This is a genomic window from Vibrio sp. Hep-1b-8 (genome assembly GCF_006124995.1).
Lineage (GTDB): Bacteria > Pseudomonadota > Gammaproteobacteria > Enterobacterales > Vibrionaceae > Vibrio.
The window spans coordinates 1-21521 of record NZ_QEWN01000029.1 but is presented as its reverse complement, the minus strand read 5'-3'; the positions used below and the strand labels follow the sequence as shown (position 1 = coordinate 21521).

Sequence of the window (21521 nt, the reverse complement as noted above, 5' to 3'; positions counted from 1 at the left end):
AATTACTTAAGATCGATGCTATTCAATCGTCCCATAAACTCGAGAATTTCGAGGTTCTCTTTGTTTGCTTCTAACAGCGCTTTTTTCGTCTTTGTGTAGGCAGCTAAACGGCCATGTTTCTTTATTGAGCAAACGACACTTTTGTAAATTAGTTTGCCGTGCTCATCGTAGTTACGCCATGCCGCAATATAGCACTCATCTTTTGCCGCTGGATTTTCCTTTGTTGGCCGGGGTTTGAAAATTATCTTGGGTTCCAGAGAGTGAGGTAATCGCGTCATCAGGTAAGGATCTTTCAGTAACTTACGCCAAAACTTTCCCCACATTTTACTGCCCAGCTCATTGCGAAGCTTAATGGCCTTCTTCAGTCCTTTCATTTCACCTATACGAATGTAGCCCACAGAGCGGTGAAGAACTTTGTCGTCCGGAGTGTGGATATGGATTTTATAGGCTGTTTTAGCTTTTGAGATGAAGCGGTGACCAGTGTTCGTCTCTAAGTTACTCTTTTTCATTCTTTCGCTATCGATAACTTTATTAATAACTATTTTAGATGATTGTATCCAAATGTTGAAGGTTTGTTTGTAAGGATGTACGGGTTTCTTATGCTGAAAACAAGGCTGAAATATGAGTGTAGTTTGAATAGTTTCAGCTTGAGTAAGGGAAGTGTGTGAAACTTGTCAATTGAATCGACATTGAGACAAGGGCAATCTGCACATCGACTGAATGGGGCTAGTAGTTACTAACTTTCTAGCCCTTTAAATATGGCGCTCCCGACAGGATTCGAACCTGTGACCTATCCCTTAGGAGGGGATCGCGCTATCCAGCTGTGCCACGGGAGCGTAACGCTATGATACTGATTTCAATCCAGAAGTTAAGCTCATTGTGGTGGTTTTACAACAGCTTGTGCATTACATCGCCAATCTGGATGCTGCCAGCAAGTTCCGCTTGATCGATGGTGAGTTCTGCTTCGTTCTCATAAACACGTGAGACCGTTAAAGTGATGTCTGTTTCGGTGACTTTGTTACGTGGAAGTCCACGTTGGTCGATAAACGAACCGGTATGCCACAACTGCAATTTATCACCAGGTTCCACACCATGAATTCTACCGAGATCCATGGTAATGGTATTTCCCCATTTGGCGACCACTTCTGGAAGCGTGATTTTACATGACACTTCTGATTCTAAGTCGAGCATGATATTTCGGCTTACTCGAAGCATCATATCTCCGTAAGTAGAAGCCCAAAAACGAGCACTTTTGGTGTCAACTTGGCTGGTTTTAGCGAAAGGCCAGCGTGCGACTTCGCGATAGTTGCGGTTATAAACCTCATTACCTGTCTTACCATCGAATACCGTCATTTCCAGAGCAAACTGACGATTAATAATGTCGTCCTTAATCAGGTTTTGCTCAATGGTTGCGGTTAAATCCGTAATCACTCCGCCGATGATGTACTGTGCGCCAGTATCTTGGGCAATCATTTTAAGGCGTTCTGGGTACTTTTTACTGATTTCATAGTCAGTGGTGCCAACGGAGATAAAGTTGGCTGATTCCTGATCCAGTTGGCGGTTAATAACATTGGCAAAGTCATCACCCACATCATAAATTTGCCCCATGACCGCTTGGCTAGGAGAGGCAAGAGCAATGTTGCCGACCAAAAACGTCTTTTTGTACTGCTCAACGTGGCAACTGGTTGCCGATGGGTAAATGTCTACCCTTGCTCTGACAAACATCACTCCGCGACGTGTCTTTTGCTCTTCAACCAAGATGTAACGTACTTCACTATTCGTGAATTGGTACTCTTTGCGTTCACTTTCCAACAGCGGACGAAGGTTTGCAATGCTGCCTATATCCGCGCCAGAGAATCGGACGGCTTTGTAGAGCGCATCTTCTAACGCATGGATTCTAGCTACCTCTTCGGACGACACGACAGTGGCTGTGCCAGTCACTTCATACCAACCTGCCAACGCTGAATTAGCAATGAGGCTGATGAATACGGTTGAAAAGAGCTTCAGAAGCGATTTTTTCATGTTTGTTTACCAAGTTGGTTCATTTTTTGCTTATTTAATCTTAGCTGATTTAGGCATTGCCTTTCTGAATAGTTGCATAATTAGAAAAGCAAGGAATGTTCCACTTTTAGAAGAGAGCTAAAAGAAACGACATTTTAGGCCTTAATGTATCGGAGATTAGAGAATGAAAAAATGGCTAACGCTAGTTCCAGTGGTGTTTTTAACCGCTTGTGCCTATGCCCCAATATACAATGGTAAAGAACCTTATGCGGGTTCTCAGTTTATGCTGATGGAGAGTCCGCGTCATACTCTTGACTTCTTTGTGGAGAGTATGACCGAAGACTTGATGGTTTCTAACACCAGTGTTTCTGCACGGACACCTATTGCCGTCACATCATTTGTAGATCTACAAAATATGGATGCGACAAACTGGCTAGGTAATTCGGTATCAGAAGGTTTTATTCACCAGTTCCAGCGTCGTGGTTTTAAAGTTGTAGACTTTAAAACGACAGGCTCTATTCAAGTGACTCATCAGGGTGACTTTGCATTTAGCCGAGATTGGAAAGATCTGGCTCAAGAGCAAGATATCCAATATGTACTGACAGGGACAATGCTGCGCCAAGAGGGCGGTGTCATTGTGAACGCCCGTGTGGTAGGGATGCAATCTCGCGTTGTTGTCGCTACAGCTCAAGGCTTCTTACCCGCAGATCGAATTGGTCGAGATCTTGATACCCTTAATAGTATTCGTACTCAAGATGGTGTATTAATTCGCTCAGACCCAACGATTACCCAACCTTACACCGTGATTTTACGCCCGTAGGAGCCGAGATGAAAAAGCTATTACTCCTTGCTGTCGTTCTCATAATGGTCGGTTGTCAGCCGTTAAGTAACATGCGTCCTGGTGACTGGTTAACGGCTGTTGGCTACGCCAGTATTAGTGAACAGAAAGGACGTAACGAGGAAGAGAAGCAAGTACGTGCGATGCGTGCTTCGAAGATCGATGCTTATCGTGAACTTGCTGAGCAGGTCTACGGCATGCGCGTGAGTGGTCGAGCTGATTTGCAAGACCAACGTCTAGGTACAGAGCTCACATCCGGGGCGGTAGATGGCGTTATCCGTGGTGCGGAAGTCGTCAGAAGTTACAAAGTCGGGGATAGTTATGTCACTGAACTGCGTCTTGATATCCAGAAAATGAACAAGCTGCGTGATTACGGCGAAGTTCAGCAAGTACCTGAAAAAAGGCAGCAAACTCTTTTCTAACTTACCCATTCTCTCTGATACAAAAAAAGCGGCAATCATTGCCGCTTTTTTATTGAATGCTTTTAGGCTTTGATATTTGTGCCCAAAGTGGTGATATTTTTGGTTTGCCCTTCAGATGTATAAGTCATACCAAGTTTCCCTTGTGACTGTTTCATCAGATTGTTGAGTTTGTTAAAACTCAATTGGGCACGCTGGAGAGCTTGACCATTAATATCGTTAGCTTGTTGGCATTGGCTAATAAGCGCTCTTATCTGTTCTACCAGAGGGCTCAACTCTGGGTTGGTGGTAAGAGTCTCCACTTCAGGGTGGCGACGAATACGATCATCAGTCGTTTGAAGTTGCTCAATAAGCGTAATCTTTTGTTTGGCAATCTGTTCAATATCTTTGGATAGTCGATTAGCGATAGCGTGCTTTTCCAACACAAGGACTTCACTCAGTTCTTGTGCATTTTTTAATTGGAATTCAACTAGTCCTTGCAGTGCTGCCATTTACAGATATCTCTTGGTTTAGAATCCGCCCAATTCTTTTTCGAACTTCATCATGTTATCAGCAAGTTTTTCAGGATCAACTGAGTAGGAGCCATTCGCGATAGCCTCTTTAATTGCCGCAACCTTTGCTTTGTCGAAACTAGGTTGGCTGACCATTTGATTGTGCATTTCTCCCACCGCTTTTCCTTGTGAGCTAAGTGAAACTGCATCTTGCGCGACAGACGACTTCTTTGCGGATTCAGAACCGCTCGTTTGAGTGCTGTCGTTACGTACAGAGTGCCTCGTCGATGTAGAAAGAGGTTGCCCTGAACGAATATTATCAATACCTGCCATATGTTGAGCCTTTTACGAATTAGAACTTGTACTGTCAATATCGACTACTAGGGTAAGAACTTTAGCTTTTTTTCTAACCAGTTAAAAAATTACCGTCACTTCCGAAATTCCAGATACACGCCCTTCAATTATACGGTTGGATTTACTATTTTTCACTCTAATCTGTTCACCATGTGAACCATCCGTTAGAGCGACGCCTTTTGTTGTGATTGTCATACCGGATTTCACCGCTTTTATTGTCACGGTTTCATTGCGGCAGACTACACAAATATCTTGTTCTTCAAGAATTTCTCCAGCACGGAGATTTTTTTTGGCTTTTGCGCCAATAACAGCATCAACTGAGGAAAAGCCTTGCCGCCTAAAGCGTTGCAAGTCTACCATATTAATAGCGACATCTTGCCCAGAGATCAGTTGCCCACGAGAAAGTGCAGTGGTCAGCACGACTTGTGGTCCAGTTCGAACTAATCTTACAGGTACATAGACTCGCCAACTGTCATCAGGACATTCGACGAGCACAGTGATGTTACTTGCACTAGGATTGGTAGAGGAGGAGGAAGTCTCTAACGGGGCGGGGCAGTCAGTAGCGAATATTCGGCTATCAACGCTAGCAGCGGTCGCCTGTAAGGTACCACCAGTAGGCCACTCAATTGTGGACAAAATGTACTCTTCGGCTGCTTGCTGAATCTGCGCAATTTGGTTTTCTGTCGCGGATGTCGCTGAAAAACTAAAGAAAAAGAATAAAAAGCCGATAGACTTACAAAACTTTTTATAGAAAGCTCTACAATTAGTTATGGAAAATGAGCACAAGAGTGATTTAGGATATGTCATTTTGTTTCTCTGGTTTTTCATGGTCTACAGTAGACTACCACTTTTTTAGCATGAAAGTTTGAGATGGAGATGAGCTTATGACGGGTATTCTTGATTCTGTGAATCAGCGTACGCAACTCGTCGGTCAAAACCGATTAGAACTCCTAACCTTTCGCCTAATGGGGCGTCAGCGTTATGGAATCAACGTATTTAAAGTAAAAGAGGTTCTCCAGTGTCCTAAACTTACTTCAATGCCAAACTTGCACCCTTTAGTGAAAGGGGTTGCCCATATTCGTGGCCATACAGTTTCAGTCATTGATTTAAGTTTAGCTATTGGTGGCCGTCCGACAATGGACGTTGAAAAAGCGTTTGTTGTAATTGCAGAGTTTAACCGAACAATTCAGGCTTTCTTAGTTACTTCAGTCGAGCGCATTATTAATATGCACTGGGAGGCGATTTTGCCGCCACCAGATGGAGCAGGCAAAGCGAACTACCTGACGGCTGTAACGAATATCGATAATGAGTTAGTAGAAATTCTCGATGTAGAAAAAATACTGGCAGAGATTGCGCCTGTTGATGAAACGATGGACGCATCCATTGGTGAAGAAATTGCGCAGGCGGAAACGGAAAAAGAAATTGTACGTCGTATACTTATTGCTGACGACTCTACCGTGGCACGTAAGCAAGTTGAGCGTGCAATTACTTCCTTAGGTTTCGACGTCGTTGCTGTGAAAGATGGCAAAGAGGCTTATGAAAAGCTTGTGGAAATGGCATCTGAAAGCAGTATTTATGATCAGATATCTCTGGTTATCTCTGATATCGAGATGCCAGAAATGGACGGTTATACATTGACTGCGGAAGTACGCCGTAATCCTGATCTGAAAGATCTTTATGTTATTCTTCACTCATCACTTAGTGGTGTATTTAACCAAGCTATGGTTGAACGAGTTGGGGCAAACGCTTTTATTGCCAAATTTAACCCCGATGAGCTTGGTAATGCGGTGAAAACTGCACTTACAAAATAAAAAGAGAAGTTGATGACAGCAATAACTATAAGCGATCAAGAATATCGTGATTTCAGCCGTTTCTTAGAGTCACAATGCGGTATTGTTCTTGGGGACAGTAAGCAGTATTTGGTAAGAAGCCGACTAAGCCCACTTGTCACCAAGTTCAAGCTGGCTTCGTTGTCTGATTTGCTGAGAGACGTAGTGACGGGACGCAATCGTGAGTTGCGTGTTGCTGCTGTTGATGCGATGACGACAAATGAGACGCTTTGGTTTCGAGATAGCTATCCGTTCGAAGTACTGGCGAACAAGTTGTTGCCAGAAGTCGCGGCAAACAAAAGACCAATTAAGATTTGGTCTGCCGCGAGTTCATCAGGTCAAGAGCCTTATTCAATGGCGATGACCATCATAGAGACTCAGCAACGCAAGCCAGGCATGTTGCCTAGCGTTGCGATTACCGCAACGGATATCTCTGCAAGCATGCTTGATATGTGTCGAGCAGGCGTGTATGACAACCTAGCGTTGGGGAGAGGACTTTCTCCAGAGCGCCGTCGCACTTTCTTTGAAGATGCGGGCGATGGTCGAATGAAGGTTAAAGATAACGTTAAGCGTCTGGTTAACTTTAGACCGCAAAACTTAATGGATAGCTACGCATTGCTCGGTAAGTTTGACATTATTTTTTGCCGCAACGTATTGATTTACTTCTCACCGGAAATGAAGTCTCAAGTGCTTAATCAAATGGCCAACAGTTTAAATCCAGGTGGTTATCTGCTGCTCGGGGCATCAGAGTCGTTAACCGGATTAACGGATCGATTTGAGATGGTCAGATGTAATCCAGGAATCATCTACAAGCTTAAATAGTTAAATGCTGTTTTATTAAGCCCAGCCATAGTGCTGGGCTTTTTTGTACGACGGAAAAAGTTGCTTGTATACTTTTGATTGAGTAATTCCAAAATCTCACCTAGCTGCGAACAACATGTAAAGTTGGCGTGGTTATTGCTCAGTAAAAAATGAAGTAACAGTGGAACGATTTTAAAAGTTGGTACGCTAATTGCTTTATATTTAATAATAACGGTCAGTTCTTTGAGTAGAGGTCAACATGGCTATTTCTTTTGACAACGCATTAGGTATCCACCAGCACACGGTGGGCGTACGTGAGCGCAATGCTGAGGTGATCTCCACCAACATTGCTCAATCGAACACACCTGGTTTTAAATCAAAAGGGATGGATTTCCAGAAGGCATTGCAGGCGGCAACCTCGGGGGCAAGCATTGGTCTTAGCCGTACTGATGGTCGGCACATACCTGCCTCTACCCAAGTGACAGGGGAAGTAATGTATCGTCTTCCAACACAACCTGACACCGGTGATGGCAACACGGTTGATGTGGATTTAGAGCGTAACTTGTTTATGCAAAACCAAATCAGACACCAAGCATCACTCGACTTCTTAGGAAGTAAATTCAAGAACTTAACGAAAGCAATTAAAGGGGAATAGATAGATGAGCTTATTTAACGTATTCAATGTAACTGGTTCTGCCATGAGCGCTGAATCCGTTCGTCTAAATACTACCTCTAGTAATTTGGCTAACGCGGACAGTATCTCTAGCTCTGCAAAAGATACTTATAAGGCGCGTCATGCTGTATTTGGTGCTGAGTTAAGTAAGGCAAAGTATGGCCGCGACCATACCGTGCCAGTGAAAGTGATGGGTATTATAGAAAGCGATAAACCGCTTACCGCGGAGTACAACCCTGATCACCCACTCGCAAATGATGAGGGCTATATCTACAAGCCTAATGTCAATGTGATGGAAGAAATGGCAAACATGATTTCTGCTTCACGTTCTTACCAAACGAACGTTCAATTAGCAGATGCAAGTAAACAAATGCTGCTGCGTACGCTGCAGATGGGTCAATAGGGATAAGGAGGTAACGTATGGCCGGAGGCATTAATAATAATGTTGGTCAAAGCGGCTTGTCCTATATCGATCAGCTTAAACAGCTTCAGGACAAGAATAAGCCGAGCGAGACAACAGGTAAGCAGGAACTTAAGCAAGAAGACTTCTTATCTTTGCTCACCAAGCAACTTGCCCAGCAAGACCCGTTTAAGCCGGTCAGTAATGACCAGATGATTGCACAAATGGCGTCATTCGCGACGGTAGATGGCATTGGGAAGATGAACAATCAGTTTGAAACACTGAACACTTCGATGACATCAAACCAAGCGCTACAGGCGTCCTCTTTAGTAGGGCGTGACGTCTTGGTCCCTGGTGCTGCTGGCGTGAAAAACGATAACGGCAGTATGGCTGCTATGATCAAACTTCCTCAAGCCGTCGATAACTTGATGGTGAGAATAGAAGATCAAATGGGGCAGCTTGTTCGTACCTTCGATGTCGGTTCAAAGCCTGGTGGCGATAACCGAGTTGTATGGGACGGCAAAGATCAAAACGGTAACCCATTGCCGGCTGGCAAATACAATGTGAAAGCATCTGGTTTGCTAGATGGAGAAGCGAAAGAGTTTGAGGTTTCGACCTATGCAAACGTCAATAGTGTTCTCCTTGGTAAAGGCGATGGTAACGTACTACTCAATCTGGCTGGCTTTGAGTCGCCAGTTCGACTTGCTGAAGTACTAGAAGTTGGTAAGGCGTAACTCTTAATTAAGTCGTTATGCTAGCTAGATAGGAGATTTTGGAATGTCATATGTTGCACTAAGTGGTTTATCCGCTGCTCAATTAGACTTGAATACAACCAGTAACAACATTGCCAACGCGAACACGTATGGCTTTAAAGAGTCTCGTGCTGAGTTCGGTGATGTTTACTCGAATTCACTGTTCACTCACGCTAAGACGACACCTGGACAAGGTGTACAAGCGGCGAAGGTCGCTCAGCAGTTTCACGAAGGTTCAAGTATTTATACTAACAACCCAATGGATCTACGCATCGGCGGTACAGGCTTCTTCGCGGTGGCGAAAGATCGTCTTTCTCCAACCACCAATGAGTTAACGCGTAACGGTGCGTTCCACCTGAACAAAGATAACTACATGGTAACAGCGAATGATGAGTTCCTGCTTGGTTATCAAGTGAATAAAGATACTGGCGATGTACTTTCATACGAGCCATCACCGATCAACATTCCGAAGGAATTTGGTAAGCCTAAGCAGACAGCAAACATTGAAGTCGGTGTAAACCTGCCTGCTGGTGGTGAACTGAAAGACCCTGCGTTATTTGATTACTCAGATCCTGAAACATACAACCGTTCAACGTCTTCGACGATCTATGACTCTATGGGTCAGTCGTACAAGTTAACGACCTATTATCTGAAAGATCAAACACAGCCAAATACGTGGCAAACTTACTACACTGTGACTGACAAAGCAGGTGAGAAACCGATAAATATTTTAGGCGGTGATGCGACAGCGCCGACAGGACACGTTGGTCACACAATGAAGTTTAACAACGATGGTACGCTTGCTAGCCTAAACAGCGGTCAGAACATTGTTTCTGAAGCCTTGGGTACCGGAGCAAACCCAATTGAACTAAATGGTGCTGACGTTAACCAAACTTTATCTTTTGGCCTGCAAGATGCGACACAGTTCGCGGCACCATTTGAATTGACCAAATTCGATGAAGATGGCGCAACAACTGGCTTCTTGACCAAAGTGGATTTCGACGAGAACGGTAGTGTGCTTGGCACTTACTCAAACGGCGAAAATATCATCTTAGGTCGTGTGGCGCTGGTTCGTGTCGCAAACGAGCAAGGCTTAGATAAGAAGGGCGGTACGCAATGGGATGCGACTCAGTTCTCTGGCGATAAAATCTGGGGTGAATCGAATAAAGGCTCTTTTGGTACCATCAGTAGTGGTACACTAGAACAGTCAAACATCGATATGACTCAAGAACTTGTCGACTTGATCTCTGCGCAGCGTAACTTCCAAGCGAACTCTCGTTCACTTGAAGTTCATAACCAAACGCAACAAAACATCCTACAGATTCGTTAATCTCTATTTAGCGATGCTCGCAATCATCTGTTTAGCAAGCTGGTGGCAATCATCAGCTTGCTATTGTTGCCGCAACAGGCAATGCACTCCTCTTACTCCTTTCTACTTTTGCCGCTTTCAGTTTAGTTTATTGATAATAAAGGAAAATTAATATTGGCACATAAGTTGCTTTCATTGATCTGAATTGTGATTTTTGGAGCAAATTATGGATCGTGCACTGTTTCTAGCGATGAGCGGAGCCAAGCAGAATATGCAAGCGCTACAGCTTAGAGCAAACAACTTGGCGAACGTCAGTACTACGGGCTTTCGTGCTGATTTGGCGCAAGCTCGTTCAATGCAAGCATATGGCGATGGTTTACCAAGTCGCGTGTTTAGCATGACTGAACGTCCGGGACATAATTTTCAACAAGGTAGCGTGATCACGACAGGACGAGATCTCGACGTTACCATCCAAGGTCAAGGCTGGATGTCGGTTCTCGATAAAACTGGCAAAGAAGGCCTAACACGCGATGGCAACTTAAAAGTTGACGTTAACGGTATGTTGGTGAGTGGCAACGGCAATCTTGTTCTTGGTGAAGCAGGTGCGCCAATTACTCTGCCAATTCCGGTCAGCAAAATTGAAATCGGCAACGATGGCACCATCTCGGTTGTTCCTCAAGGAGCTCCGGCAGATGCAATAGAAATCGTTGATCGAATCAAGCTCACTAGCACCAATAATCAATCACTATTCAAAGATGTAAACGGCTTGTTCCGTGCAAAAGATCCTAATGCGGCATACGAAGCGGATGCCGGTGTAAAACTGCTCACAGGCGCAATTGAAGGCAGCAACGTCAATGCAATTGGCGAGATGACTAGCCTGATTGACTTGCAACGTCAGTTTGAAATGCAAGTGAAAATGATGAGCACCGCAGAAGATATGGACAAAGCATCTGACTCTCTGCTTCGTATGAGCTAACAAATTTTAGGAGAAGGTTATGCATCCGGCACTATGGGTAAGTAAGACTGGGTTAGACGCTCAGCAAACCAATATTTCAACAATTTCAAACAACTTGGCTAACGCATCAACGGTAGGTTACAAAAAGAGCCGCGCCGTTTTTGAAGACTTGTTCTACCAGAACATCAATCAGCCAGGTGGTCAGTCATCGCAAAATACAGAACTGCCAAGCGGCCTGATGTTAGGCGCGGGTTCTAAAGTAGTGGCGACGCAAAAAGTTCACACTCAGGGTAACACTCAAACAACAAACAACAGTCTCGATATGATGATTGAGGGTGATGGTTTCTTCCAGATCCTGATGCCAGATGGCAACATCGGTTATACACGTAACGGTCAGTTCACTGTCAATGATGAAGGCGTTATTGTCACCTCTGGTGCGGGTTACGCCTTAGAGCCAGAAATTGCCATCCCTGAGGACGCGATTAGTGTCACGATCGGTACCGACGGTGAAGTCTCAGTTCGCGTGCGAGGCCAGCAAGATAACCAAGTGGTTGGCCAGATCGCGACGGTAGATTTCGTCAACCCAGGTGGTTTAGAACCTATTGGCCAAAACTTATACCTACCGACAGGTGCTAGTGGTGATCCACAAGAAGGTGTTCCTGGTTTCGACGGTTTCGGTGAAGTAAGACAGTCAATGTTAGAAACATCAAACGTCAACGTGACGGAAGAGCTGGTCAATATGATCGAAGCTCAGCGTGTTTATGAAATGAACTCCAAAGTCATCTCTGCGGTAGACAAGATGATGAGCTTTGTTAACCAGCAGCTTTAATTTAGGGATAGGGCAATGAATCGATTACTCGCACTTTTCGCTCTTACAGTTGTTTCGGGCTGTACTATGCTTGAGCCACCGATTGAAACTCCTGATGTCGTTCAAGGAACCACAACCGTTGACGCGGTCGAAGGGGACAAATCGAATGACGAAAGCGCAGGCGTTATCGATACATTGCGCGGTCGAGCTGACCCTGTTGCGGGGGACCCTGCATGGGCACCGATACATCCGACACATCGTCCTGAGCATTATGCGGCGGAAACGGGATCGCTGTTTAACATGGCTCAAACTACCAGCCTATATGACGATTCCAAACCACGCGGTATTGGCGACATCATCACGGTTACGCTAGATGAAAGCACTAAAGCGGCAAAAAGCTCTGACGCAGATCTATCTAAAAACAATGATGCGTCGATGGATCCACTAGAAGTGGGTGGTCAGCAACTTAATATTGGTGACTACAACTTTTCGTACAATTTAAGCAACGACAATAAATTCAGTGGCAGTGCCGCGGCAAATCAAAGTAACAGCATTTCTGGTTCAATTACAGTTGAAGTGATTGAAGTACTGGCGAACGGCAACTTGGTCATACGTGGTGAGAAGTGGTTGACACTTAATACTGGCGATGAATATATCCGACTCAGCGGAACGATTCGTCCTGATGATATTGATTACGACAACACTATTGCGTCAAACCGCATATCAAACGCAAGAATTCAGTACTCAGGTACAGGAACACAGCAAGATATGCAAGAGCCAGGTTTCTTGGCACGATTCTTTAATGTATCTCTCTAAATCCATCTGATGCCGCTTTTTTGGCACGACAGTAAAGATGGCAAAGAGTTAGAGTAAAGGTATGGTCATGAAAAAGTTGTTTCTCCTATTTACAAGCTTGTTGGTCCTCGCGGCTTCAGCGCAAGCAGCACGCATCAAAGACGTTGCTCAGGTCGCTGGTGTTCGTAGCAACCAACTGGTCGGTTATGGTCTGGTTACAGGTCTGCCAGGTACTGGAGAATCCACTCCCTTTACCGATCAGAGCTTTAACGCCATGTTGCAGAACTTTGGTATTCAGATGCCACCAGGTACGAAACCGAAAAGTAAAAACGTGGCTGCCGTTATCGTTACCGCTGAGCTGCCTGCATTTTCTAAGCAAGGACAAACCATCGACGTGACGGTCTCTTCAATTGGATCGGCAAAAAGCTTACGTGGCGGTACCTTAATGCAGACGATGCTAAAGGGTCTCGACGGGCAAATTTATGCCGTTGCCCAAGGCAATTTGGTGGTGAGCGGTTTTAGTGCCTCGGGTGCGGATGGTTCGAAAATTGTTGGGAATAATCCGGCGGCAGGTATGATTTCAAACGGCGCGATGGTCGAACGTGAAATACCAACGCCATTTAGCCGTGGCGACTACATTACCTTTAACTTGCTTGAATCAGATTTTACAACTGCACAGCGTATGGCTGATGCGGTAAATAACTTCCTCGGTCCTCAAATGGCATCGGCGGTCGATGCAACTTCCGTCAAAGTCCGTGCACCTCGTGATGTTACACAACGCGTTGCTTACCTATCTGCGATTGAGAACATTGAGTTTGACCCAGCAGACGGCTCCGCAAAAATCATTGTTAACTCGCGCACTGGCACTATCGTGGTTGGTAAGCACGTACGACTTAAACCTGCGGCAGTCACACATGGCGGCATGACAGTGGCGATTAAAGAAAACCTCAATGTTAGCCAACCTAATGCTTTTGGTGGTGGTGAGACGGTTGTGGTACCGGATACTGACATTGAAGTCACTGAAGAGCAGGGCAAGATGTTTAAGTTTGAGCCAGGTCTGACGCTCGATGATCTCGTTCGCGCGGTGAACGAAGTTGGCGCTGCACCTTCGGATTTAATGGCAATCCTTCAAGCACTCAAACAAGCGGGTGCAATCGAAGGCCAACTCATTGTTATCTAAGGAGTAGAACATGATTAACAACGGTAATGACATCGGTTTTATTCATGATATCGCTAACCTAGATAAACTGCGTAAGAAAGCGGTTGAAGGTGATGAGGGGAGTGAAAAAGAAGCGCTGGCTGCTGCCGCGAAACAGTTCGAAGCTATCTTCACTAACATGCTATTTAAGTCAATGCGTGACGCTAACTCCACATTTGAGTCTGGCTTGATGGATAGCCAAAACCAACAATTCTATCGTCAGATGATGGATGAGCAGATGGCGAGTGAGTTGAGTGCATCAGGCTCTCTGGGCTTAGCCGATATGATTATTGCTCAGCTGACTTCAGGTAAGGTTGAAAACCAGAACGCCAACGCACGCAACGCTGATTTTGAAACAATGATGGAAAGAGTCGATCGTATCCGTCAACAGCAAGCCAATACCGCTTCAGCACCAACCGCAGTTGCTGCAACTAAAGAGCCTTCTCGATTTGACTCGCCTGAGTCGTTTGTCGCATCAATGAAGCCTTATGCAGAGAAAGCAGCTCGTGCATTAGGCATTGATTCTTCATTGTTGCTTGCTCAAGCCGCACTTGAAACCGGCTGGGGCCAAAAGGTGGTGAACAACGCGGCCGGCAGCAGTAATAACCTGTTCAATATTAAAGCTGACCGTAGTTGGTCAGGTGACCGTGTTGCGACACAAACTCTTGAGTACCATCAAGGGGTGCCAGTCAAAGAACACGCAGCATTTCGCTCTTATCAAAGTTATGAAGAGAGCTTTAACGACTATGTTCGTTTTCTCAATCAAAACCCTCGTTACACCACTGCACTTCGCCATGGCGGAAACAATGAAGAGTTTATCCGTGGCATTCATCAAGCTGGCTACGCGACCGATCCTCGTTATGCTGATAAGGTACTAAGCGTTAAGGCGCGGATTGATCAGATGTAACTCGAGGGCTGCGCCCGATGGAGAACTAGCTCGCTTCGCACCGAGAGTCGAGAACGGACTTCGTCCTTCGAGAGGAGCTGGTGGTGAGTGAGTCGAAAGTTGCAGGCAGTGCAGGCTAATATTTGAGTCTAATTATCTGAATTTAAAGAAAAGTGTTGGCATGAACTGTCAGCCCTTTCAGAATCTTCTCGCTTCTCGCTTCTCGCTTCTCGCTTCTCGCTTCTCGCTTCTCGCTTCTCGCTTCTCGCTTCTCGCTTCTCGCTTCTCGCTTCTCGCTTCTCGCTTTGGCACACATATTGCAAATCTTAATTCAGATATTCAGTTAACACTGATTTTTAAAGGTTTCTTGGGGGCAATATGGCGTCTGATCTTCTGAATCTTGGTTCGCAAAGCGTACTGACGGCTCAGAGACAACTCAACACCACTGGTCATAACATCTCTAATGTAAATACAGAGGGTTACAGCCGTCAGTCGGTGATACAAGGCACAAACATGCCACGCCAATACGGTGGGGAAACCTACGGTATGGGTGTCCATGTGGAAAAAGTTCGCCGCTCTTGGGATCAGTTTGCCGTCAATGAACTCAATGTCTCTACCACTAACTATGCGCATAAAGTCGATGACGAAGGCAATTTAGAGATGCTATCTAGCATGCTCTCTTCAGTGGCATCGAAAAAAATTCCTGAAAATCTTAATGAATGGTTCGATGGAGTGAAATCACTCGCAGACAGTCCGAATGATGTGGGCGCACGTAAGGTTGTGTTAGAGAAAGCGAATCTGATTACGCAAAACCTTAATGATTTCCATGAAACTATCCGTCGTCAATCCGATGTCACTAATAAAAAACTTGAGCTCGGCATAGAGCGTGTCAATCAACTTGCTTTGGAAATTAGAGACTTACATCGATTGATGATGCGTACACCTGGGCCACATAATGATTTGATGGATACCCATGAAAAACTGGTCGCGGAACTGTCTGAGTACACCAAGGTAACCGTCACGCCACGTAAAAACGCTGAAGGTTTCAATATTCACATTGGTAATGGACACACCCTTGTTTCAGGAACTGAAGCGAGTGAACTCAAGATGATTGATGGTTATCCAGATGTTCATCAGCGTCGTCTTGCCATGATTGAAGGTAAAGGTATCAAGGCGATTACCACCAAGGATATTGATGGCAAAATCGGAGCTATGCTCTCGATGCGTGATGAGAAAATTCCAGAATTGATGGATGAGTTAGGACGATTAGCAACTTCATTCTCATACCAAGTCAACAAGCTCCAGTCTCAAGGTCTTGATTTAAGAGGCAACATTGGTGGTCTGATGTTTACCGATGTGAACTCTGATGTGGTGGCAAAGTCTAGAGTCGTGACGTCATCGAATTCAAGTGCTGATGTTGCGGTGTTTATTGAAGATACCAGCAAGTTAGTTGGTGGCGAGTACTCTCTGCAATACACGGGCGGGGATTACTACATAACGCGTCCTTCTGGAGAGCAATTTATTGTTCCCGTTGTCGACAATGCCATCACACTTGACGGTATCCGTATCGATATTCGTAAGGATCTAGAGTCTGGAGAGCGCGTTCTGTTGCGTCCGACGCGCAGTGGCGCGGCACAGATGAAGATGGCAACGAATGACCCAAGTGATATTGCCGCACAAAGTTATGAAGCATCCACAACCTTTGCTCAAGGCAAGGCGAAGTTCAGTATTGAACAAGCGGGCACATTACGTGAGTTTGAAGTCATCATCTCACCGGACGGCAAACAGTTTGCCGTTACTGACACCAAAGGCAATATACTGCTTGATCCACGAGACTACCCACCATCGGGTGTTGTGACAGTGCAGGGCACCTCATTTGAGTTGACCGATGGTGCATTGCCGAATGACAAGTTTACGGCAAACCTTGTCCCTTCAGAAGGTGACAACGGCAACTTACTAAAAATGCAAAACATCCAGACCGATAAAAAGCTCAATGATGGCGAATCGACCATTCTGGATATCTATCACAACCTCAATACAAACGTTGGTTTGCAGATGTCGACCGCTTCAAGGCTGACAGATGTGTCGCGTTTGGAAAAAGAAGCTGCGCAGGAACGCGTAGCGTCGATTTCTGGCGTTAACCTCGATGAGGAAGCGGCAAACATGATGAAGTTCCAGCAAGCGTATATGGCTTCTTCACGCATCATGCAGGCGGCAAATGATACCTTTAACACCATTCTAGCGTTGAGATAAGGAGGCATAAATGATGAACCGTATTTCTAGCTTCCATAACTATCAATCAGTACAGAATGATTTGCGTCGTTCAGAAGCGAAAGTCCACCATAATCAGGCGCAGTTAGCGTCGGGTAAAAAGTTAATGAAAGCCAGTGATGATCCACTGGCAACGCATTACATCCAAAACATTGGTCAGCAAAAAGAGCAATTACGTCAGTTTACTGATGCGATTTTGTTGACTCGTAATCGTCTAGAGCACCATGAGGTCATTATCTCCAATGCGGAACAGTTTGCTGATGAAGCGAAACGCACGGTGATGGAAATGATCAATGGTGCCTTATCACCAGAAGACCGATTAGCGAAGCGTAGAGAGGTCCAAGAGATTGCCAATAACTTCCTCAACTTGGTCAATGTTCAAGATGAATCCGGCAACTATATCTTTGCCGGTACTAAACCTAAAAACCAACCATTCTTCCGTGATAAGGATGGAGAGGTGGTGTATGCAGGCGATGACTATCAACGCAAGATGAAGATCTCCAACAGCTTAGAAATGCCGATCAATGATCCAGGCAGCAAGCTGTTTATGGAAATAGACAATCCATTTGGTGATTTTGAACCTAAGTACAACCTAAAAGACGCATCAGAACTTTTACTAGAGCGTGCTATCAACATTAATCCAGACGATCAGTCGACCTATAAAGTCACTTTTGTCGATATGCCCGACGGCAAATATGGATACCAGTTGGAACGTGATGGTTCAGTCGTTAAAGCAGACACCTTTGACCCTGCCAAAGGCATTCAATACGAAGGCGTGAAAATTCAGGTCAAAGGCCAGATTACCAAAGGTGATGAGATCAGCTTAGAGCCGAGACGTACCTTCAGTGTGTTTGAAACGTTTAAAGATGCGATGGAGTATTCACGAGGTTCGGTATCAGACGCATCCAACACCGCTCAGTTACATCAGATTACACAAGAGTTCCATGCCGCTTTCATTCATTTGAACAAGGCGCGCACGGATGTGGGTGCAAGGCTAAATACACTTGATATCCAAGAAGAGCAGCATGACGACTTCAAAATGACGTTGGCTAAATCAAAAAGTAATTTTGAAGATCTGGATTATGCAGAAGCGATTATCGAATTCAACGAGAACTCGCGAGCACTACAAGCGTCACAACAAGCGTTTGGTAAAACCAAAGACTTAACACTATTTAACTACATCTAATCTCAATGCCTTATGCGCCATGCCATAAGAGCGAGATAGATGTAGTTTGCCAGCAAAACGAAACCACGATGAGTGGCAAGTCAGGTGGCAAAAGAGCGGCAACGAGCTTGCCGCAGGCGGTGAGTGTAATTTGTTCAATTAGGATAATTTGCAATCACTAGATTCAAGTTGCTAATAAATAAGGATAAATAAATTTATTTTCCGGATTTTTAAAATTGGCACACAACTTGAATCAGTTAATTGAGAGTTAAACAAATTAGTTTTAAGCAGGTAATCGATCTGCTTAGCAAGGCATTTACGGTCAGTGCTTCCAAATGAGACAAAGCTGGCCGCTTCGCAAGCACTTGCGAACTCAATAGGAGAGCAAACTATGACCATTACAGTAAATACTAACGTTTCGGCGATGACAGCCCAGCGTTACCTAAACAAAGCAACGGGTGATCTGAATACCTCTATGGAGCGTTTGTCTTCTGGTCAACAGATCAACAGTGCAAAAGATGATGCGGCTGGCCTACAGATTTCGAACCGATTAACGGCTCAGTCTCGTGGTCTTGACGTAGCAATGCGTAATGCCAACGACGGTATTTCTATTGCCCAGACAGCTGAAGGTGCAATGAATGAGTCAACATCGATTCTTCAACGTATCCGTGACTTGTCACTACAATCAGCAAACGGTACTAACTCTGCGTCAGAGCGCCAAGCTCTACATGAAGAAGTAGCGGCACTGCAAGATGAATTAAACCGTATCGCGGAAACAACATCATTTGGTGGTCGTAAACTGCTTAATGGTTCATTTGGCGAAGCATCATTCCAGATCGGTGCGAGTTCAGGTGAAGCGATCATCATGGGCTTAACCAGTGTACGTGCAGACGATTTCCGTATGGGCGGACAAACTTTTATCTCTGACCCTGAGAAAGCCAAAGATAAAGACTGGGGTGTACCAAGCGCAGCAAAAGATTTGAAGTTTGAGTTCACGACGAAAGATGGTGAAGCAGTGACACTCGATATTATCGCTAAAGAAGGTGACGACATCGAAGAGCTTGCAACTTACATCAACGGCCAAACAGACAAGTTTAAAGCGTCTGTAAACCAAGATGGAAGACTGCAGATCTTTGCCGCAGAGCCTAATTTAGAGGGTAACCTGAACATCTCAGGTGGTCTTGCAAGTGAACTTGGCCTAAACGGTGGTCCTGGTGTGCAAACAACAGTACAGAACATCGATGTTCGTTCGGTTGGTGGCGCTCAAAACGCGGTAGGTATTGTGGATGCGGCACTGAAGTACGTAGATTCACAACGTGCTGATTTAGGTGCGAAACAAAACCGTCTAAGCCACAGCATCAACAACTTGGCCAACATCCAAGAAAACGTAGAAGCATCGAACAGTCGAATCCGCGATACTGATTTCGCGAAAGAGACTACGGCGATGACAAAAGCACAAATTCTGCAACAAGCAGGTACTTCAATACTTGCTCAAGCAAAACAGTTGCCAAACTCTGCAATGTCACTATTGCAGTAGTGGTCAACCTTTTCACTAACGTAAACCTAGACGTAGGGTTAGTGGAAGTTTGACGGCAAACATAGGTGATTAGGTAATGGAGTTCTCTCTCTCACTGCTCCATCACTGGAGTCACCTATGTAGCGCGGCAGCCAGGCTGTGATCATTTCTCTCGATCTCCATATTGGCATTGGCTACCAAATAGCCCCGGTTCTCTCAAAGGAAAAGGGGCTTTTCTTTTGCCTAAAGAAAACTATCTTCAAATTTACTCCCTCGACAGCGAAAACGCGCGTTATCGGCTGAAGTTCCTATTTCTTTAGCAATTAAGTTCATATCTGCTAACCGCATCAATCTGCTACGGTTAACCCCATTTTTTTATAGAAATTGACCAAATAGCTCTAAAGTTAATCAGATTAACGTCGCTAATAAGGTTACTTTGAGAGAACTAATTGGTTTGCCGAGACGTCGGAAACCTTTACCTCCGGTCTACGGAAATCAATAGGAGAACCACTATGGCGGTTAATGTAAATACAAACGTCGCGGCAATGACAGCACAACGCTACTTAAATAGCGCTTCAACTGCTCAACAAGCGTCGATGGAAAGACTTTCATCCGGTTTTAAGATCAACAGCGCAAAAGATGACGCTGCGGGTCTACAAATTTCTAACCGTTTGAATGTACAAAGCCGAGGTTTAGACGTCGCAGTACGTAACGCAAACGATGGTATTTCGATGGCACAAACAGCTGAAGGTGCCATGAACGAAACAACCAACATCCTACAACGTATGCGTGATCTATCACTTCAATCAGCTAACGGCTCTAACTCGAAGTCAGAGCGTGTTGCTATCCAAGAGGAAGTAACAGCACTGAATGATGAGCTAAATCGAATTGCTGAAACAACCTCATTTGGTGGTAATAAGCTTCTCAATGGTACGTTTGCAACTAAGTCATTCCAGATTGGTGCTGATAACGGTGAGGCGGTAATGCTAACCATGAACAACATGCGTAGTGATAACGTGATGATGGGTGGTAACAGCTATGTGGCAGCGAATGGCCAAGGCAAAGATTGGTCTGTGCAATCCGGTGCTAACGATCTAACTATTTCCCTAACAGATAAGTTTGGTGAAGCGCAAAATATCACTATCAATGCCAAAGAAGGTGACGATATTGAAGAGCTCGCAACTTACATCAACGGTCAAACTGACCTTGTGAAAGCGTCTGTTGGTGAAGAGGGTAACTTACAGCTATTTACAGATAATAATAGAGTTGATGGCGCAGCAACGTTTGGAGGCTCTCTAGCAGGTGAGTTAAGCTTTGGTGCAGCTCAAGCCGTTACGGTCGATACTATTGATGTTACGTCGGTAGCTGGAGCTCAAGAGTCGGTAGCTATTGTTGATGCTGCATTGAAGTTTGTAGATAGTCATCGCGCTGAGCTTGGTGCATTCCAAAACCGTTTCAATCATGCGATCAACAACTTAGAAAACATCAATGAGAATGTGAACGCATCTAATAGTCGAATCAAAGACACTGACTTTGCTAAAGAAACAACGGCATTGACTAAGTCTCAGATTCTTACTCAAGCTTCTAGTTCTGTTCTTGCACAAGCAAAGCAAGCGCCCAACTCAGCGTTGGGGCTTTTAGGCTAAAGAGCTGAACTCTTTAGAAACTTATAAAGTCATGACTTAAGTGAAAACCCGGCTTCGGCTGGGTTTTTTTTATCTCTCGACATCGTTCGTCGACCAAATTTTCCATAGAGTAGATAGAACAAAACCCAGCTAAAAGCTGGGTTTTATAAAGAATGGTGCGGAAAGAGAGACTTGAACTCTCACACCTTGCGGCGCCAGAACCTAAATCTGGTGCGTCTACCAATTCCGCCATTTCCGCATCGTATTCTGTAGTTATCCTGATAATTGGTAAAATCAAGATAACGTTGTATATGGTGGCTACGACGGGATTCGAACCTGTGACCCCATCATTATGAGTGATGTGCTCTAACCAGCTGAGCTACGTAGCCATAGTGATTAAGGATGGTGCGGAAAGAGAGACTTGAACTCTCACAC

At 44.9% G+C, this 21521-nt stretch carries 23 protein-coding genes and 3 tRNA genes; 17 read left to right on the top strand and 9 right to left on the bottom strand.

The window, feature by feature from the left end; genetic code table 11:
* Positions 1-2: 2 nt before the first annotated feature.
* The 3 genes from DA100_RS07075 to DA100_RS07065 form a co-directional block, all read right to left on the bottom strand.
* Positions 3-509 (bottom strand): Fe3+-citrate ABC transporter substrate-binding protein, encoded by a 507-nt coding sequence (locus DA100_RS07075; RefSeq protein ID WP_138971538.1) that lies wholly within the window; start codon positions 507-509, stop codon positions 3-5.
* Positions 510-759: 250 nt separating this feature from the next.
* Positions 760-836, bottom strand: a tRNA-Arg gene (locus DA100_RS07070).
* Between the two features lie 52 nt (positions 837-888).
* Positions 889-2022: a flagellar assembly protein FlgT gene (locus DA100_RS07065; RefSeq protein ID WP_138971537.1), complete on the bottom strand. Its 1134-nt coding sequence runs from the start codon at positions 2020-2022 to the stop codon at positions 889-891.
* A 163-nt stretch (positions 2023-2185) separates the two neighbouring features.
* On the opposite strand from DA100_RS07065, the gene DA100_RS07060 reads away from it, so the two are divergent.
* Entirely contained in the window at positions 2186-2821 is a 636-nt protein-coding gene (locus DA100_RS07060) for a FlgO family outer membrane protein (protein WP_138971536.1), read from the top strand.
* Positions 2822-2829: 8 nt separating this feature from the next.
* Entirely contained in the window at positions 2830-3261 is a 432-nt protein-coding gene (flgP, locus tag DA100_RS07055; RefSeq protein WP_138971535.1) for a flagellar assembly lipoprotein FlgP, read from the top strand.
* A gap of 62 nt (positions 3262-3323) precedes the next feature.
* On the opposite strand, the gene flgN is transcribed toward flgP, so the two are convergent.
* The 3 genes from flgN to flgA form a co-directional block, all read right to left on the bottom strand.
* Positions 3324-3749, bottom strand: a complete 426-nt coding sequence (flgN, locus tag DA100_RS07050) for a flagellar export chaperone FlgN (protein ID WP_138971534.1) — start codon at positions 3747-3749, stop codon at positions 3324-3326.
* Positions 3750-3767: 18 nt separating this feature from the next.
* Positions 3768-4082 (bottom strand): flagellar biosynthesis anti-sigma factor FlgM, encoded by a 315-nt coding sequence (flgM, locus tag DA100_RS07045; RefSeq protein WP_138971533.1) that lies wholly within the window; start codon positions 4080-4082, stop codon positions 3768-3770.
* Between the two features lie 81 nt (positions 4083-4163).
* A complete protein-coding gene (flgA, locus tag DA100_RS07040) occupies positions 4164-4910 on the bottom strand; it encodes a flagellar basal body P-ring formation chaperone FlgA (RefSeq protein ID WP_138971532.1) in 747 nt (248 codons plus the stop codon).
* 77 nt (positions 4911-4987) lie between these two features.
* Between flgA and DA100_RS07035 the strand changes: the two genes are divergently transcribed.
* From DA100_RS07035 to flgJ, 11 genes are all read left to right on the top strand, one after another.
* Positions 4988-5914: a chemotaxis protein CheV gene (locus tag DA100_RS07035; protein WP_138971531.1), complete on the top strand. Its 927-nt coding sequence runs from the start codon at positions 4988-4990 to the stop codon at positions 5912-5914.
* 12 nt (positions 5915-5926) lie between these two features.
* Entirely contained in the window at positions 5927-6754 is an 828-nt protein-coding gene (locus DA100_RS07030) for a protein-glutamate O-methyltransferase (protein ID WP_138971530.1), read from the top strand.
* 238 nt (positions 6755-6992) lie between these two features.
* Complete coding sequence (gene flgB, locus DA100_RS07025) at positions 6993-7388, top strand: flagellar basal body rod protein FlgB (RefSeq protein ID WP_138971529.1); 396 nt, start codon at positions 6993-6995, stop codon at positions 7386-7388.
* Between the two features lie 4 nt (positions 7389-7392).
* Positions 7393-7809, top strand: coding sequence for a flagellar basal body rod protein FlgC (flgC, locus tag DA100_RS07020; protein ID WP_138971528.1), 417 nt, complete (start codon positions 7393-7395; stop codon positions 7807-7809).
* A 17-nt stretch (positions 7810-7826) separates the two neighbouring features.
* The gene (gene flgD, locus DA100_RS07015) at positions 7827-8540 is read left to right on the top strand and encodes a flagellar hook assembly protein FlgD (protein WP_138971527.1); all 714 of its coding nucleotides are present in this window, start codon (positions 7827-7829) and stop codon (positions 8538-8540) included.
* Between the two features lie 43 nt (positions 8541-8583).
* Positions 8584-9888, top strand: coding sequence for a flagellar hook protein FlgE (flgE, locus tag DA100_RS07010; protein WP_138971526.1), 1305 nt, complete (start codon positions 8584-8586; stop codon positions 9886-9888).
* 205 nt (positions 9889-10093) lie between these two features.
* Entirely contained in the window at positions 10094-10843 is a 750-nt protein-coding gene (gene flgF, locus DA100_RS07005; RefSeq protein ID WP_138971525.1) for a flagellar basal-body rod protein FlgF, read from the top strand.
* Between the two features lie 19 nt (positions 10844-10862).
* Positions 10863-11651 (top strand): flagellar basal-body rod protein FlgG, encoded by a 789-nt coding sequence (gene flgG, locus DA100_RS07000; protein ID WP_006881569.1) that lies wholly within the window; start codon positions 10863-10865, stop codon positions 11649-11651.
* A gap of 15 nt (positions 11652-11666) precedes the next feature.
* Complete coding sequence (gene flgH, locus DA100_RS06995; protein WP_138971524.1) at positions 11667-12446, top strand: flagellar basal body L-ring protein FlgH; 780 nt, start codon at positions 11667-11669, stop codon at positions 12444-12446.
* 67 nt (positions 12447-12513) lie between these two features.
* Positions 12514-13605 (top strand): flagellar basal body P-ring protein FlgI, encoded by a 1092-nt coding sequence (locus DA100_RS06990; protein ID WP_138971523.1) that lies wholly within the window; start codon positions 12514-12516, stop codon positions 13603-13605.
* Positions 13606-13615: 10 nt separating this feature from the next.
* Positions 13616-14530 (top strand): flagellar assembly peptidoglycan hydrolase FlgJ, encoded by a 915-nt coding sequence (gene flgJ, locus DA100_RS06985; protein ID WP_138971522.1) that lies wholly within the window; start codon positions 13616-13618, stop codon positions 14528-14530.
* A 142-nt stretch (positions 14531-14672) separates the two neighbouring features.
* Here flgJ and DA100_RS20875 read toward each other — a convergent pair whose 3' ends face one another.
* Entirely contained in the window at positions 14673-14825 is a 153-nt protein-coding gene (locus DA100_RS20875) for a hypothetical protein (RefSeq protein WP_171052161.1), read from the bottom strand.
* Positions 14826-14887: 62 nt separating this feature from the next.
* Between DA100_RS20875 and flgK the strand changes: the two genes are divergently transcribed.
* The 4 genes from flgK (at position 14888) to DA100_RS06965 (ending at position 21107) form a co-directional block, all read left to right on the top strand.
* On the top strand, positions 14888-16762 hold the full coding sequence (flgK, locus tag DA100_RS06980; protein WP_138971521.1) for a flagellar hook-associated protein FlgK: 1875 nt from the start codon (positions 14888-14890) through the stop codon (positions 16760-16762).
* Between the two features lie 10 nt (positions 16763-16772).
* Positions 16773-17966 carry a flagellar hook-associated protein FlgL gene (gene flgL, locus DA100_RS06975; RefSeq protein WP_138971520.1) on the top strand — a complete coding sequence of 398 codons (1194 nt, stop codon included), beginning with the start codon at positions 16773-16775 and terminating at the stop codon, positions 17964-17966.
* A 370-nt stretch (positions 17967-18336) separates the two neighbouring features.
* On the top strand, positions 18337-19482 hold the full coding sequence (locus DA100_RS06970) for a flagellin (RefSeq protein ID WP_138971519.1): 1146 nt from the start codon (positions 18337-18339) through the stop codon (positions 19480-19482).
* 491 nt (positions 19483-19973) lie between these two features.
* Complete coding sequence (locus tag DA100_RS06965; RefSeq protein WP_138971518.1) at positions 19974-21107, top strand: flagellin; 1134 nt, start codon at positions 19974-19976, stop codon at positions 21105-21107.
* Positions 21108-21260: 153 nt separating this feature from the next.
* On the opposite strand, the gene DA100_RS06960 is transcribed toward DA100_RS06965, so the two are convergent.
* Together DA100_RS06960 and DA100_RS06955 are read right to left on the bottom strand one after the other, a co-directional pair.
* A tRNA-Leu gene (locus tag DA100_RS06960) sits at positions 21261-21345 on the bottom strand.
* Between the two features lie 53 nt (positions 21346-21398).
* Positions 21399-21475: transfer RNA gene (locus tag DA100_RS06955), tRNA-Met, on the bottom strand.
* Positions 21476-21521 lie beyond the last annotated feature (46 nt).

Excerpts from the sequence above, each read along its gene's own strand:
- flgK (WP_138971521.1), top strand. The coding sequence starts at position 14,888 with ATGGCGTCTGATCTTCTGAATCTTGGTTCGCAAAGCGTACTGACGGCT.
- DA100_RS07035 (WP_138971531.1), top strand. The coding sequence starts at position 4,988 with ATGACGGGTATTCTTGATTCTGTGAATCAGCGTACGCAACTCGTCGGT.
- flgN (WP_138971534.1), bottom strand. The coding sequence starts at position 3,749 with ATGGCAGCACTGCAAGGACTAGTTGAATTCCAATTAAAAAATGCACAA.
- DA100_RS07065 (WP_138971537.1), bottom strand. The coding sequence starts at position 2,022 with ATGAAAAAATCGCTTCTGAAGCTCTTTTCAACCGTATTCATCAGCCTC.
- flgB (WP_138971529.1), top strand. The coding sequence starts at position 6,993 with ATGGCTATTTCTTTTGACAACGCATTAGGTATCCACCAGCACACGGTG.
- flgF (WP_138971525.1), top strand. The coding sequence starts at position 10,094 with ATGGATCGTGCACTGTTTCTAGCGATGAGCGGAGCCAAGCAGAATATG.
- DA100_RS06970 (WP_138971519.1), top strand. The coding sequence starts at position 18,337 with ATGACCATTACAGTAAATACTAACGTTTCGGCGATGACAGCCCAGCGT.
- flgJ (WP_138971522.1), top strand. The coding sequence starts at position 13,616 with ATGATTAACAACGGTAATGACATCGGTTTTATTCATGATATCGCTAAC.
- DA100_RS07060 (WP_138971536.1), top strand. The coding sequence starts at position 2,186 with ATGAAAAAATGGCTAACGCTAGTTCCAGTGGTGTTTTTAACCGCTTGT.
- flgM (WP_138971533.1), bottom strand. The coding sequence starts at position 4,082 with ATGGCAGGTATTGATAATATTCGTTCAGGGCAACCTCTTTCTACATCG.
- DA100_RS07030 (WP_138971530.1), top strand. The coding sequence starts at position 5,927 with ATGACAGCAATAACTATAAGCGATCAAGAATATCGTGATTTCAGCCGT.
- flgD (WP_138971527.1), top strand. The coding sequence starts at position 7,827 with ATGGCCGGAGGCATTAATAATAATGTTGGTCAAAGCGGCTTGTCCTAT.
- flgG (WP_006881569.1), top strand. The coding sequence starts at position 10,863 with ATGCATCCGGCACTATGGGTAAGTAAGACTGGGTTAGACGCTCAGCAA.
- flgH (WP_138971524.1), top strand. The coding sequence starts at position 11,667 with ATGAATCGATTACTCGCACTTTTCGCTCTTACAGTTGTTTCGGGCTGT.
- flgC (WP_138971528.1), top strand. The coding sequence starts at position 7,393 with ATGAGCTTATTTAACGTATTCAATGTAACTGGTTCTGCCATGAGCGCT.
- flgP (WP_138971535.1), top strand. The coding sequence starts at position 2,830 with ATGAAAAAGCTATTACTCCTTGCTGTCGTTCTCATAATGGTCGGTTGT.
- DA100_RS07075 (WP_138971538.1), bottom strand. The coding sequence starts at position 509 with ATGAAAAAGAGTAACTTAGAGACGAACACTGGTCACCGCTTCATCTCA.
- flgE (WP_138971526.1), top strand. The coding sequence starts at position 8,584 with ATGTCATATGTTGCACTAAGTGGTTTATCCGCTGCTCAATTAGACTTG.
- flgA (WP_138971532.1), bottom strand. The coding sequence starts at position 4,910 with ATGACATATCCTAAATCACTCTTGTGCTCATTTTCCATAACTAATTGT.
- DA100_RS20875 (WP_171052161.1), bottom strand. The coding sequence starts at position 14,825 with ATGTGTGCCAAAGCGAGAAGCGAGAAGCGAGAAGCGAGAAGCGAGAAG.
- flgL (WP_138971520.1), top strand. The coding sequence starts at position 16,773 with ATGATGAACCGTATTTCTAGCTTCCATAACTATCAATCAGTACAGAAT.
- DA100_RS06990 (WP_138971523.1), top strand. The coding sequence starts at position 12,514 with ATGAAAAAGTTGTTTCTCCTATTTACAAGCTTGTTGGTCCTCGCGGCT.
- DA100_RS06965 (WP_138971518.1), top strand. The coding sequence starts at position 19,974 with ATGGCGGTTAATGTAAATACAAACGTCGCGGCAATGACAGCACAACGC.